The sequence below is a fragment of the Limnomicrobium aquaticum genome (genome assembly GCF_040545545.1).
GTDB lineage: Bacteria > Pseudomonadota > Alphaproteobacteria > Rhizobiales > Rhizobiaceae > Ensifer_A > Ensifer_A aquaticum.
This window is the reverse complement of sequence record NZ_JBEPMB010000003.1, coordinates 235,044-248,530: the sequence shown is the minus strand read 5'-3', so window position 1 is coordinate 248,530 and position 13,487 is coordinate 235,044. Positions and strand designations below refer to the sequence as shown.

The 13,487-nt window shown below is 62.3% G+C and carries 10 protein-coding genes and 1 pseudogene; 2 read left to right on the top strand and 9 right to left on the bottom strand.

Annotation, left to right across the window (positions count from 1 at the left end; genetic code table 11):
* Window positions 1–111: 111 nt before the first annotated feature.
* The 8 genes and pseudogenes from ABID16_RS12845 to ABID16_RS12810 all read right to left on the bottom strand — a co-directional run.
* A pseudogene (locus ABID16_RS12845) lies at window positions 112–924 on the bottom strand (XdhC family protein); the annotation flags it as partial.
* A gap of 15 nt (window positions 925–939) precedes the next feature.
* Window positions 940–2,112 carry a vWA domain-containing protein gene (locus ABID16_RS12840; RefSeq protein ID WP_354556746.1) on the bottom strand — a complete coding sequence of 391 codons (1,173 nt, stop codon included), beginning with the start codon at window positions 2,110–2,112 and terminating at the stop codon, window positions 940–942.
* Window positions 2,112–2,987: an AAA family ATPase gene (locus ABID16_RS12835; RefSeq protein WP_354556745.1), complete on the bottom strand. Its 876-nt coding sequence runs from the start codon at window positions 2,985–2,987 to the stop codon at window positions 2,112–2,114. The genes ABID16_RS12840 and ABID16_RS12835 overlap by 1 nt, the downstream gene beginning before the upstream one ends.
* A 60-nt stretch (window positions 2,988–3,047) precedes the next feature.
* Window positions 3,048–5,468, bottom strand: coding sequence for an aerobic carbon-monoxide dehydrogenase large subunit (locus tag ABID16_RS12830; protein WP_354556744.1), 2,421 nt, complete (start codon window positions 5,466–5,468; stop codon window positions 3,048–3,050).
* Window positions 5,465–5,956 (bottom strand): (2Fe-2S)-binding protein, encoded by a 492-nt coding sequence (locus tag ABID16_RS12825; RefSeq protein WP_354556743.1) that lies wholly within the window; start codon window positions 5,954–5,956, stop codon window positions 5,465–5,467. The genes ABID16_RS12830 and ABID16_RS12825 overlap by 4 nt, the downstream gene beginning before the upstream one ends.
* Before the next feature lie 11 nt (window positions 5,957–5,967).
* Window positions 5,968–6,822 carry an FAD binding domain-containing protein gene (locus ABID16_RS12820; protein ID WP_354556742.1) on the bottom strand — a complete coding sequence of 285 codons (855 nt, stop codon included), beginning with the start codon at window positions 6,820–6,822 and terminating at the stop codon, window positions 5,968–5,970.
* Between the two features lie 216 nt (window positions 6,823–7,038).
* Window positions 7,039–8,196, bottom strand: a complete 1,158-nt coding sequence (locus ABID16_RS12815; protein ID WP_354556741.1) for an MHYT domain-containing protein — start codon at window positions 8,194–8,196, stop codon at window positions 7,039–7,041.
* A gap of 68 nt (window positions 8,197–8,264) precedes the next feature.
* Window positions 8,265–10,868 carry a sensor domain-containing protein gene (locus ABID16_RS12810; protein ID WP_354556740.1) on the bottom strand — a complete coding sequence of 868 codons (2,604 nt, stop codon included), beginning with the start codon at window positions 10,866–10,868 and terminating at the stop codon, window positions 8,265–8,267.
* A 391-nt stretch (window positions 10,869–11,259) separates the two neighbouring features.
* On the opposite strand from ABID16_RS12810, the gene ABID16_RS12805 reads away from it, so the two are divergent.
* Entirely contained in the window at window positions 11,260–12,414 is a 1,155-nt protein-coding gene (locus tag ABID16_RS12805) for an MFS transporter (protein WP_354556739.1), read from the top strand.
* Window positions 12,415–12,455: 41 nt separating this feature from the next.
* Complete coding sequence (locus ABID16_RS12800; protein WP_354556738.1) at window positions 12,456–12,677, top strand: hypothetical protein; 222 nt, start codon at window positions 12,456–12,458, stop codon at window positions 12,675–12,677.
* On the opposite strand, the gene ABID16_RS12795 is transcribed toward ABID16_RS12800, so the two are convergent.
* On the bottom strand, window positions 12,658–13,485 hold the full coding sequence (locus ABID16_RS12795; protein ID WP_354556737.1) for an inositol monophosphatase family protein: 828 nt from the start codon (window positions 13,483–13,485) through the stop codon (window positions 12,658–12,660). The genes ABID16_RS12800 and ABID16_RS12795 overlap by 20 nt on opposite strands.
* Window positions 13,486–13,487: the final 2 nt, after the last annotated feature.

Genomic DNA, 13,487 nt, shown 5'->3' with positions numbered 1-13,487 from the left:
TGGCGTGACGTCCTGCAGTGTGGAGACTGCATCACCCGGCACAGGCTCCGCACGCTCCAGCTTCCGGTCATCCGTCTTGGCCCCGTCAGAGGCTGCGTTTCCCGCCTCGTGCCCCCGGACACTGCTTCGCCGGATGCTGATCATCTCGGCAATGATCGACAGCGCGATTTCCTCCGGCGTCACCGCACCGATGTCGAGGCCTGCCGGCGCCTTGATGCGGTCGAGCGCTTCCTGCGGCAGACCGCGGACGGCGAGCTTCTCCCTGAGCGACGCCGCCTTGGCGCGGCTGCCGACGAAGGCGATATAGGCACCCGTTGCAGAGGCGGCGGCCGTCAGCCCCGCCTCGTCGCCACGCCCCTGCGTCGAAACGACGATGTAACGCTCGCCGGCAGCATTTGCCGGCAGAAGCATGCCCTCGATACGCTCGTCCGCCTCGGCGAATGCCCCCTGATCGTCGGAGGGCGCGCAGGCGATCGTGCGGAAGCCGAAGCGCCGCGCGATATCGGCAAGCGCGACCGCGACGGGGCTCGCACCGAGTACATAAAGCTCCGGCAGCGGCAATACGGGCTCGATGAAGACATCCATCGTTCCCTTGGAGGGACACATGTTGCGGGCGAACCGGACGCCGTCGCGCACCTCGCCGGGCGTGACGCCGAGTTCGGACAGCAGGTCTTCCGGCTGAACCGAGACCAGCCTTGGCTGACCATCGGCAAAGGCATCTCTTGCCGCCTTCAGTACCGCGCCGCGGGCGCAGCCACCGCCGATCCAGCCCTCGGCAATGCTGCCATCCTCCAGGATGATCGCCTTGGCACCTGCCTTGGCAGCGGTTGCGGCGACCGTGCGCACAACGGTTGCCAGCACATAGGGCCGATGGGCGCGTTTCAGGCTACCGGCCGTGTCGTCGATCTTCATGGGTACATGCATCGAAGCCTCCCGTGCTCAGATCCGGTGAAGTTGGGGTTCAAGGGCCGCCAGCGCGTCGAGCGTATTGGCGGCGGCAAAGAGATCGAGATGCGGCAGGGCTGCCGCCATGCCGCGCGCCACCGGCTCGTAGCCGGCCCAGCCTTTCAGGGGGTTCAGCCACACGATCCGCCCGCCACGCCGCTTCAGGCGCTGCAGCTCCTTGCCGATCTCCTCCGGCGCGCCAGTGTCATAGCCATCGGAGAGGATCAGCAATACGGTTCGCCCGTTCACGCCCTGCCGGGCGTATTGGTCGTTGAACCGCTTCAGGTTGAGACCGATCTGGGTGCCGCCGCCGAAGCCGTTCGCCATCAGCGTCAGTTTCTCCAGCGCCCGCGTTCCGTTTCCGTCACGCAGGACATCGGAGATGCGAACCAGACGGGTATGGAAGAGAAAGACGTCCGTCCGGCTGTCCGCACTCATCAGCCCCCGCAGGAAGGCGAGAAAGATCCGCGCATAAAGGCTCATCGACCCGGAGACATCACAGAGTGCCACGATGTTGACCGGACGATCGGGACGCTTGCGGCGCAGAAGTTCCAGCGGCTCGCCGCCATGCGCGATCGAGCGGCGGGCCATCCGGCGCAGATCGAGCGCCGATCCGGCTCGTGCCCGCCTAAGCCGTCGCGACCGGCGATCTCGAAGCGCCCGCGCGAGCTGCAAGGCCACGGCTTCTGCAGCGGCAATCTCCTCCGGCGTCGAGAAATGACGCATATCGGTCCCCCGCAGCGCATCGAGCCGCGAGGCGACGAGCTTGCCTGTGCCGCCGCCTTCCGCCTCTCCGTCCTCCGCTGCATCCGGCGTTTCCGGCCGGCCACCCTTCGCTGACGACGACAGGGAGGACAGGAGATTGGACGTTTGGGCTGGTGGTCTCCGCTCAATCGAAGCGCCCACTTGCCGCTCGCGGCCATCGGAATACCAGTAGGCGTCGAACAGGTCGTCAAAGCGGCGGTGGCGCTCAACCCCGCTGGCACAGATGGCGCGCAGGGCAGAGCGCACTTCGCGGCCGTCGGTGGCGTCGATCAGCGTAAGCGCCTGCAGGGCGTCCGCGCTCTCCGCGATGCCGGCTGGTAGGCCGTTGAGGCGCAGATGCGCCATGAACCCGCCCATGCGGCCTGTCATGTCCTCGCGTTCAGGAAAGCGGCGCGCACGCATCAGGCCGCCTTTCCGACAAGTCGCTCTTGCACTTCAAGCGGCACAGCGTCGCGGTCGGCGCGGGTCTTCAGAAGGCAGACCAGCGTGGCCTGAAGCGTCACCGGATCGTCGGAAAGATCGTTGATCCCGAGACCGGCAATGGCCGCAGCCCAGTCGAGCATCTCCGCAACGCCGGGCTTCTTTTCAAGCTCCTCCTTGCGCAAAGCCTGCACGACGCCGACAATCTGGGCGGCGAGCCGCGCCTCAAGGTCCGGCATGTGCGCCTTCAGGATGGCGGTCTCGGTCTCGCGGTCGGGATAGTCGACATAGCTGTAAAGGCAGCGGCGGCGCAGCGCATCGGAGAGATCGCGCGTGCCGTTCGCCGTCAGGATCACATGGGGGCGGGCCGTTGCGCGGATCGTGCCCAATTCCGGAATCGTGACCTGAAAATCCGAGAGAAGCTCCAGCAGATAGGCCTCGAACTCCTCATCCGCACGATCCACCTCGTCCAGAAGAAGGACGGGCGACCGCTCCTCTCTTATCGCCTGCAGGAGGGGCCGCGCCAGAAGGTATTTCTCCGAAAATATACGGTCTTCGGCGGCTTCGGAATCCGCGCTATTTTCTGCACTGGCACGGATGGACAGCAACTGACGCTGATAGTTCCACTCGTAGATCGCCGCCGATGCGTCGATGCCCTCGTAGCATTGCAGGCGGATCAGGCGCGTGTCCAGGAGCGTGGCGAGCACCTTGGCAAGCTCCGTCTTGCCGACGCCGGCCGCTCCCTCGAGGAGCAGCGGTTTGCCAAGCGTCACGGAGAGATGCAGCGCCATGGCGAGATCGTCGGAGGCCACATAGCCAAGACGCGCCAGATCGCCCTTCAGCGTTTTCCAGGTCATCGGACATATCCTTCGGGGAGGCATGGCGGGCCGGAAAGCTCTCGGCCCGCCACCGTTCCTTCAGCCATGCATGCCGAGATCATGGGCGACCTTCCAGATCCGCCAGTGATCGTGCGGCATGTGCGATTGCGTCAGCCCGAAGGCGCGGAACGCGTCATGCACCGCATTCGAGAAGGCAGGCACCGAGCCGACATTCGGGCTTTCACCCACGCCCTTGGCACCGATCGGATGATGCGGCGACGGCGTGACGGTGAAGTCGGTCGTGTAGTGCGGCGTTTCCCAGGAGGTTGGCAGGAAGAAGTCCATCAGCGTTCCGGTCTTGACGTTGCCGATCTCGTCATAGGCAATTTCCTGGCCCATCGCGATGGCATAGCCCTCCGTCGCCCCCCCATGGACCTGCCCCTCGATGATCATCGGGTTGATGCGGGTGCCGCAGTCGTCCAGCGCATAGAACTGGCGGATCTTGTGTTCGCCCGTATCGACGTCGATCTCCATCACGCAGATATAGGCGCCGAACGGATAGGTCATGTTCGGCGGATCGTAGTAGCTGACCGCCTCGAGACCCGGTTCCAGCCCGGGGATCGCCTGATTGTAGGCGGCGAAGGCGATTTCCTTCATCGTCTTGAAGCGTTCCGGAGCGCCCTTCACTACGAAGCGGTCGATATCCCATTCGACATCGTCGTCATGGACTTCGAGCAGGTAGGCCGCGATCATCTGCGCCTTGGCGCGGATCTTCCGCCCGGCCATGGCCGTTGCCGCACCGGCGACCGGTGTGGAACGCGAACCATAGGTGCCGAGTCCGTAGGGCGCGGTATCGGTATCGCCTTCCTCGACCGTGATGTCATCGGCTGGCAAGCCGATCTCCGTGGCCAGGATCTGCGCAAACGTGGTGGCGTGACCCTGACCCTGGCTGATCGTTCCAAGGCGCGCAATGGCCGATCCGGTCGGATGGATGCGGATTTCGCAGCTGTCGAACATGCCAAGGCCAAGAATATCGCAATTCTTGACCGGGCCGGCACCCACGATTTCGGTGAAATGCGTGAGGCCGATCCCGAGCAGCTGGCGCGTCTTGCCCGCCTTGAAGTCGGCGATGCGCTCCGCCTGTTCACGGCGAAGCCCGGTATAGTCCACGGCCTTGAGCGCCTTGTCCCAAGCGGTGTGATAATCGCCGGAATCATATTCCCAGCCGAGTGCCGATTGATAAGGGAACTGCTCCTTGCGGATGAAGTTCTTTGTCCGCAATTCAGCGGCATCCATGCCGAGCTTGATCGCCAGAACCTCGATCATCCGCTCGATGAAATAGGCAGCCTCAGTGACACGGAACGAGCAGCGATAGGCCACGCCCCCCGGTGCCTTGTTGGTATAGACCCCATCGACCGCCAGATGCGCGACCGGAATGTCATAGGACCCGGTGCAGATGTTGAAGAAACCGGCCGGAAACTTCGTCGGGTCCGCACAGGCGTCGAATGCGCCGTGATCGGCCGTGACGTGGCACGAAAGTCCCGTGATGCGGCCGTCCTTCGTCGCCGAGATCCGCCCCTTCATCCAGTAGTCGCGGGCAAAGGCGGTCGCCATCAGGTTTTCCATCCGGTCCTCGATCCACTTCACCGGCTTGCCGGTGACGATGGAGGCGACGATGGAGCAGATATAGCCCGGATAAACGCCGACCTTGTTGCCGAACCCGCCGCCGATATCCGGCGAGATGATGCGGATATTGTGTTCCGCGATACCCGAGATCAGCGACGCCACGGTGCGCACTGCGTGCGGCGCCTGGAACGTGCCATGCACCGTCAGTTTGCCGTTCACCTTGTCCATGGAGGCAACACAGCCGCAGGTTTCCAGCGGGCAGGGATGCGTTCGGTGATAATAGATCATCTCCTCGGCAACCACATCGGCGGAAGATAGCACCTTCTCGGTCGCGTCCCTATCGCCCTGTTCCCAGGTGAAGATATGGTTGTGATGGCGGCGCGGACCATGGGCGCCGGAGGTCTTTCCGGCCAGATCCTCGCGCAGCACCGGCGCATCGGGCGCCTGCGCCTTGAACGGGTCGACAACGACGGGAAGCTCCTCGTATTCGACCTCGACCAGTTCCACCGCATCGGCGGCTACATAACGGTCGCTGGCAACGACGAAGGCGACTTCCTGTCCCTGGAACAGCACCTTGCCATCGGCCAGAACCATCTGCACATCGCCGGCGAGCGTCGGCATCCAGTGAAGGTTCAGCGGCGCGAGGTCGGCTGCGGTCAAAACGGCGACGACGCCGGGCAGCGCCTTGGCCTTCTCGCTATTGATCGACTTGATCCGGGCATGGGCATAGGGCGAGCGGACGAAATCGCCGAACAACATGCCCGGCAGCTTCAGATCATCGACGTAATTTCCCTTGCCCTGGGTGAAGCGCACGTCCTCCACGCGCTTGCGCGAGGCGCCGAGACCCTTGAGTGCAACGGCGCGCTCGTCTTTCGGGGGTGTCATGTCGTTCATTGGGCTGCCTCCTTGACCGCGTTCAGTTCCGACGCGGCAGCCATGATGGCCTTCACGATGTTCTGATATCCGGTGCAGCGGCAGAGATTTCCCGCCATGGCGTAGCGGATCTCCTCCTCGCTCGGATCAGGATTTTCCTGCAGCAGGCGATAGGCACGGGTGATCATGCCCGGCGTGCAGAAACCGCATTGCAGACCATGATGCTCGCGGAACATCTGCTGCAGGACGTGCAGGCTGTCAGGAGTCCCGAGCCCTTCGATCGTGGTAATTTCGGCACCATTGGCCTGCGCGGCCAGAACCGTGCAGGACTTGACCGATTTCCCGTTCATGTCGACCGTGCAGGCGCCGCAATGCGTGGTCTCGCAGCCGATATGCGGGCCGGTGATCGACAGCCGCTCCCGCAGGACGTGGATCAGAAGTTCGCGCGGTTCGGCAAGCAGTTCCTCCTGCTTGCCGTTGACCGTCAGCGTGATATGCATCTTGCTCATTGTCATCTCCTTCAGGCGCGGGCAGCAGCGGCGGCAATCGCCCGGCGCAGCACGACGGCTGCGGCATGGCGCTTGAACTCGGCGGGCCCACGATTGTCGCTTTGCGGATCGATCGCTTCGTCCATCGCACTGACCGCGGCTTCGATCGCAGAAGCGGAGAGATCCGTTCCGGCAAGGGCAGCACCGGCAGCTTCACACCAGACCGGCGTGTCGGACAGGTTGGTCATGGCAATCGACGCGTATGTGCAGCGTCCGCCCGACATGGCGATGACGGCGGCGGCGGCGGCCGTCGCATAGTCGCCGATCTTGCGCTTCTGTTTCAGATAGGCCTGCCCGGCGGACGGGGCGTCGAAGCTGACCCCGGTGAGGATCTCGTCCTCTGCACGGGCGGTGAAATAGGCAGCCTCGTAGAAATCTCGCGCCTTCACCTCACGCGCGCCGCCGGGGCCACTCAGATGATAGGTGGCGTCCAGACATTGCATGACAGCGGGCATATCATTGCCCGGATCGCCATTGGCGACATTTCCCCCGAGCGTGCCCATGTAGCGCACCTGCGGATCGGCGATCTGCCGTGCCGCCTCCTTGAGAATCGGCGCAGCGCTCGCCAGTGCGGCGTGTTCGATGATCTCGTGCTGGGTGGTCAGGGCGCCGATCGAAATGCGGCGTCCCTCGATGCAGATGCCCTTGAGCGCGCCGATCGCCTGAAGGTCGATCAGATGACCGAAGTCCGTCATGCGCAGCTTCATCATCGGGATCAGGCTATGGCCGCCGGCGACAACACGGGCGTCCTCGCCGAAATCGGACAGAAGTTTCACGGCCGCCTCGACGGAATCCGGGCGGTGATATTCAAACGGTGCAGGTATCATGGTCTCCTCCCGGCGCGCCGCCTCCTCGCGGACCCGCCATGGAAAGAGGAGACATCCCGGTGCCGGGCTGCGGCAACGGCCAAGACCCTGGATGCGAAACGCGCTGCACGAAATGCGAATAGGCTGCACGAAATGCGAAATCGCCCCGATGGGCGTCAGAATGCCGCGCCTCTGCCGGATTCAGGAGACAGCACAGCCTGCCGGGCGAGGGGTGATTCAGATGTTCAGGGCTGTGCGCACGCGGGGGATGAAGGAACGGCTGACCGGCACAAACTTGAGCGAGGTGACGCCGTCGAACATACATCGACCGCTGTCCTTGGCGCGCTCGAACGCGGTGACCCGTTCGATATTGACGAGATAGCTCCTATGCGTCCGGATGAAGCTTCCCGCCTGAAGCCGCTTTTCTACTTCCGAAATGGAGAGTGGGCAGAAAAGCTTGTCATCAGCCGTATGAATGATGGTGTAATGACCCTCGGCGCGGATCGCGGCGACCTGCGCGGGCTCGATGAAATAGATGCGCTTGTCGCGCTCGTAGGGGAGCTTGTGCTTCTCCAGCAGCGGGAAATCCGAGGCTGACGGCTCATCCGGTCTTGTTGCCGGTCCTGCTTCCGCTGGGAGAACCGGGCTCGGCCTGACAACCTCAATCACCGCCGTCTCGCGCGCCTCTCCGGTCAACAGGAAATTCGTCGCCGTCAGCAGGAACGTGCCGCAGATCACGAAGGCGGACAGCATGACGGCGAGCGCCAGCGTCCCGTTTTCAATAATCGGCGTGAAATCGCCGCTCACGCCGCCCGCCTGAAAATTCGTCCAGCCCATCGCCACGAAATGCACCAGCACGACCGACAGGCCGAAGATGATGGCACCGGCGAAGATGTGACGGGTCGTGCGCCTCGAATACGAAATCCATATGGCAAGGATACCCGTTGCCGTCGCGCCGACGACGGCCAGGACAAGCCCGGCAGGCTGAAACGCCGGCATGCAGCCGCGAATGCCGGACATGCCGAGATAATGCATGGCCACGATGCCGTTGCCGAGAACGGTGCCGGCGATCGCTATCCGGAAAATCGTGCGGGTGCCGTAATGCATGATCAACAGGGCAACCCCGGACAGGAGTATGGCGATGAGCACCGACCCGAGTGTGTTGGCTGCATCGTAGCTGATCGGCACCGGCAGGCGCATCGCCAGCATGGCGACGAAATGCATGCACCAGATGCCGCCGCCCAGCGACAGCGAGGCCATCACGATCAGGAGCTTGCGCGTCGTGTCCGGGAGGGCTGAAATCCCGCGCGTCAGTGTCAGCCCTGTAAACGACGCCATGACCGAAACGGCCACGGAGGCGAGCACAAGCATGAGATCGTACTGCGGTGTCAGCATGTGCCGTTTCTGGGTGAAAGAACGTCACAGGAGGCTAACAGAGTTTCCGCGGCCTGTCATCCGCGGCTTCAGCGCAGACCTTGTTCCCGATGGCTTGTGTTCGCTGTCCTGCCGTTGGCCATAGCCTTCGCCAAGGCGGCGGGCATGGCCTTGCCAAAATAGTAGCCCTGGCCAAACTCCCCGCCGCGCCTGGCGATTTCGTCCATCTCCCCGAAATGCTCTATGCCCTCTGCAATGACGGGAACACCCAGACTTTTCGCGAGGTCGATCACCGAGTTTACGATCTTGTCGCTCCACTTGTCTTTCTGCATGGACTGCACGAACGATCGGTCGATCTTGATCTTGTCGAAATGCAGCTCCCGCAAGCTGTAAAGATTGGAATAGCCCGTTCCAAAGTCGTCCAGCGATGCCTTGATACCGAGATCCCGAAGCGCGGACAGGGTCGTGCGGGCCGCGTCAAAGTCGGTGACGAATGCAGACTCCGTGACTTCGATTTCCAGACGATGGGGCGGAAAACCTGTTTCGGAGAGGATTGCCAGCAGCTTGATCGGAAGCAGCGGGTCCGTGAAGTGCAGCGGCGATATGTTGAGCGCGATGGTGAGATCAGCGGGCCAGTCGCCGGCATCTTTGCAGGCGCGCCGCATCAAATCATACGTCAGGTCGCCGATCAGACCGAGTTTCTCGACAATCGGGATGAAGACATTGGGGCCGATGTCTCCGCGGACGGGATGGCGCCATCGCGCCAGGACCTCGAAGCCGACCAGGCGATTTTCCTGCAGGTGCATCAGGGGCTGGTAATAGGGAAGAATGTCTCCATTGACGACCGCCTGACGGACGTCCTTTTCGAGCTGTACGCGCTCCTTCAGCGCCTCTTCCATGCCTTTGGAGAAGATATGATAGACGCCGCGTCCCTGCTCCTTGGCGCGATACATCGCGAGATCGGCCGCCCGCAGGACAGTATCCGAATCCGTTCCGTCGGCCGGACAAATCGATATGCCGACACTCGCGCCCACCTCAATCGAGTGGTCGCCGATCATGATCGGTTGCGACAGGCTCGCAATGATACGGGAGGCAAGCGCTGTGGCGTCCTCGGCAGGACGTTTTGACGCGCCGGAATCGACAACGATCCCGAACTCATCGCCGCCAAGTCGTGCCACGGTATCACTCTCGCTGGAGTCGGCACGTATGCGCGCGGCGACCTCTCTGAGAACATCATCGCCTGCCGCGTGACCGAGGGCATCGTTGACGGGCTTGAACCGATCCAGATCAACGATCATCACCGCAAAATCAGATGAGTCGTGCCGCGCACGTTCAAGCAACGTCTCCAGGACTTCCGTGAAAACCCGACGGTTGGGCAGTCCCGTCAACGCATCATGCCGCGCCATGGATTCAGCGAGCTTGTGGGCCGCTTCGGTCGCCTCCTGGGCCTTTTTCAGCGCCGCCAGATGCTTGCGATAGGTCTGCTCCTTCTCTTCTGCAGCCTTGGCTTCCGCGAGCTTGATGCTCGTTATGTCGATATCGGTTCCGATGATGCGGGCAACGCTGCCGTCGGCCATCCACTCGACCGGCTTTCCGCGGCTCAGTATCCAGATGTAGTGGCCGTCCCGATGCCGCTCGCGATACTCGAAAGAATTCTGGGCGAGCGCCCCGGAGTTTTGCTGATCGGTCTCCCGCTGCAGCCGTTCATGATCGTCCGGATGAACGCGAGCGAACCAGGCCTCCCGCGAAGGGTCGACCGGTTCGTTGAGGCCAATGCCCCGCATACGGCGCCACATTGGGGAAAAATAGGCCGTGCCGTTTTTCAGGTTGTGATCCCAAACCCCTTGACCTGCGCCTTCCAGCGCGAAATTCCAGCGGCTTTCCGCTTCGGCCAGGGCAATTTCGTTCTGTTTTCGACCCGTAATGTCGCGGTTCACACCATAGGAGCGCACGGTTCGTCCCGCTTCGTCCTTGGCGATGAACAGGCGCACCGCCACCCAGCCCGGCTGGCCATCGCCAAAGATCACGCGATGCTCAAGTTCGACACTGAATTCAGGATCGGTCGCCGCGATCGCCTGGGCTGTCACGCTACCCACGAAAGACGCGTCCTCGGGATGGCAGAAGCGCGCCGCATAGTCTGCCGATCGCATCACATATCCGCCGACGGCCTCGGCGGTCGTGCGAAACAGCCCGTAGAAGTTATCATTGAATGTGAACTGATCCAGATCGGCGTCATAGACCCAGTGCCCGGCGCGCGCGATCTTCAGCGCATTCAAAAGCTGGGCCTCGCTGGCCATCAGCGCTTCTTCGGCGCGCCTTCGCTGGGTAATATCGCGGCAGACCCCAACCACGCCGATGATATTCCCTTGCCGATCCCGCAGCGGCAGTTTTGAAGTGGTAAGCCACTTTTTCTCACCGAAGGGCGTGACCACAAACTCTTCGATGTCGATCTTCGGATTGCCCGTCGTGATCACCTCCTGCTCGTCGGCAAAGAACCTTGTCGCAAGTTCGCGGGAATGGAGATCGAAATCCGTTTTGCCGATCAGGTCGCGGGAAGATATCCCGAGATCGTCGCTGACGGCAGGATTTGCAATGACAAAGCGGCTCTCGACATCCTTGATGAAAAGGTAGTCGGGAACGCAGTCAATCAACGCGCGAAGGAGATGTTCCTGCGGTGCGGTCGTATCGGTCATCCCAACAAGGAAATCCTCATTGCAAGGCGCGGAACGTCCGGTTTTCAATGATCGCCGTCCCTCCTCATCCAGCGAGGCTTCGGTGTTCAGGAACTTGGCTGACATTTCTTCGGTGTTCATTTCCGCACGCCGTGATCGGTTAATTCGGAAATGCTAATTTACATGTGTTGGTAAGTGATTAATTTCAGTGGCGAAGATCCGAAACAGGACGCCCCGAACGTCATGCCCTTTGCGTTCAGAGACAGCAGCTGTTACCCGACAGCAACCCGGCACTCGAAATTCAGCAATATGTCGGCGGGCTTTCACCGATCCGTTTTCCTGTGCTACTGACGACCGCTCTTTGTAAGCCGATCAGGCGAGCCCAACCGTCAGCCGAACACCGCGAGGCATCATGTCCATCCAGCCGCAGCATCGGATCTACATCTGCTTCTTTCTGTTCGCAATTTCCATGGGCGCCATGCTGTCACGCCTGCCCGACCTGCAGGAGAGCCTTCAGGTCGACAAGTCGGAACTCGGGCTCACGCTGATTGGCGCCGCCATCGGTGCGCTGGTGTCGTTGACGTTTTCCTCGCCGCTGATTGCCCGTTTCGGCGCCCGCAAGACCGCGTTCCTGACAGTTCTGGGCAGCTCCGGGCTGCTGGCGCTTGTTCCGTGGGCGGGCAGCGCACCCCTCGTCTTTGTCATCCTTTTCTGCGAAGGACTGCTGGCCGGCGCGCTCGAGATCAATCTCAATGTCGAGATCGATCGGATCGAGGCCAGGCTCGGAAAGGGCGTGATGAACCGCGCTCACGGCTTCTGGAGCCTGGGTTTCTTCGTCACCGCCCTAGTGTCGGCAGCGCTTCGCCAGGCCGAGGTGCCGGTACAGTTGCATCTGGGCCTCACCTTCGCCTTTGTGCTCTTGGTCGGCAGCATCACGATTGCCGGCATGCGGAACGAACCGGCGCGCCAGACGGCGGATCATGTCGAGGCCGGACACATCGCGCTTCCGACCCGCGGCCTTCTGCCACTCTGCGCCATCGGCATCGCCGCCTTCCTCGTAGAAGGCGCAGGCATCGACTGGTCGGCGATCTATATGCGCGACGTCTTTCAGTCCGTCCCTTTCATTGGTGGTCTCGGCCTTACGCTCTTCACCTTCTTCATGGCCGCTACCCGCCTGTTCGCTGATCCACTGGTCGACCGCTTCGGCTCGCGAACCGTGGCTCTTGTGCTGCTCCTTGTGTCTGCGGCAGGACTTGCCGCCGTCTGGCTGGCACCCCATGAATATGTGGCACTGCTCGGATTTGCCCTGATGGGCTCGGGCTGCAGCGCGGTCTATCCGCTTGCCGTCTCGGCCGCCGCGCAGCGGACCGACCGCGCCTCTCATCTGAACGTCGCGGCAATCGCGCAAATGTCCTTCGTGGTATTTTTCCTCGCTCCACCACTCCTCGGCTTTATTGCCGAGCATTTCGGCATTCGCTCTTCTTACCTTGTTTGCCTGCCGGTGATCGTCCTGGCGCTGTCCTGCGTCAGAGCACTGTCGACGCAGCGTAAGCTCGCGCTTGCCTGACGCGAGCTGCCAACATCATCGAGCAGGATATCACTCTCGTCGTGCCCTTCATGGCCGTCGTCGGCTATGTGCTCCAGCGTTTCCTTCTGAACCACACGATGGGTGGCGACCTTCTGCCGCCGCTGCTCCTCACCTTCGGGCTTTCGGTCATCATCCGGAACGCGCTGCTGATGGGCTATTCGGCCGATCCGCAGAAACCGGTTTCGCGTCCGGCATTGCGTAAAGACGGAGAGCGAGATCGGTTCAGCGGGGTCCGGAGCTGACCGGCCTGACGTCTTGTCGGAGCTTGCCGCCCAGCCATCCATGCAGAGGCGCCGCCCCGGCAAGCAGTGAACCACCGTCATCGGGTTGCCCGCCGAAGAGGGACGTCACGAGTGCACCGGCTTCCTGCGCGATGATTTTGCCGGCGGCATAATCGTAGTGGCTGAGACCGTCCTCGAAATAGGCGTCCAGACGACCGGCAGCCACATAAGCCAGATCGAGCGCCGCCGATCCCAGACGGCGAACGCCCGCCGTTTCATCCGTGATGTCGCTGAGCGACCGGAAGAAGCTATCGCGGCTGATCGCCTTCAATTGTCCGCGAACCGGCATCGACATCGAGATGATGGCCTCTTCCGGTAATTTTTGTCCCAGGAGCGCAAGTGCTGACCCGTTCAGCCGCGCGCCTTTGCCACGGATGGCCGTAAACATTTCCTCGCGCAGCGGATCGTAGACGACGCCGAGCAATTCGCCATGAGCATCACACAGAGCGATGCTCACGGCAAAATAGGGGATGCCCCAGATGAAATTGCTCGTTCCGTCCAGGGGGTCGACTACCCACAGGCGTTCGGCCGCGGCGTTTCGTGTGCCTGTTTCCTCGCCAAGGAAACCGAAGGCGTTTCCCGCCTTCGCCAGAACGGCGGCAATGGCCTCTTCCGCCGCCAGATCGGCCTTCGAAGCATAGTCCCCCAGCGCCTTCCGCTGGATGGTGTTCTGCTGCAAACGGCCGAAATGCGCGTTCAACTGGGCGCCTCCGGCGTGAGCGGCCGAGCAGGCAAGTTCAAGGAGATTCTCAAGCGACAGCTCGGTCATGG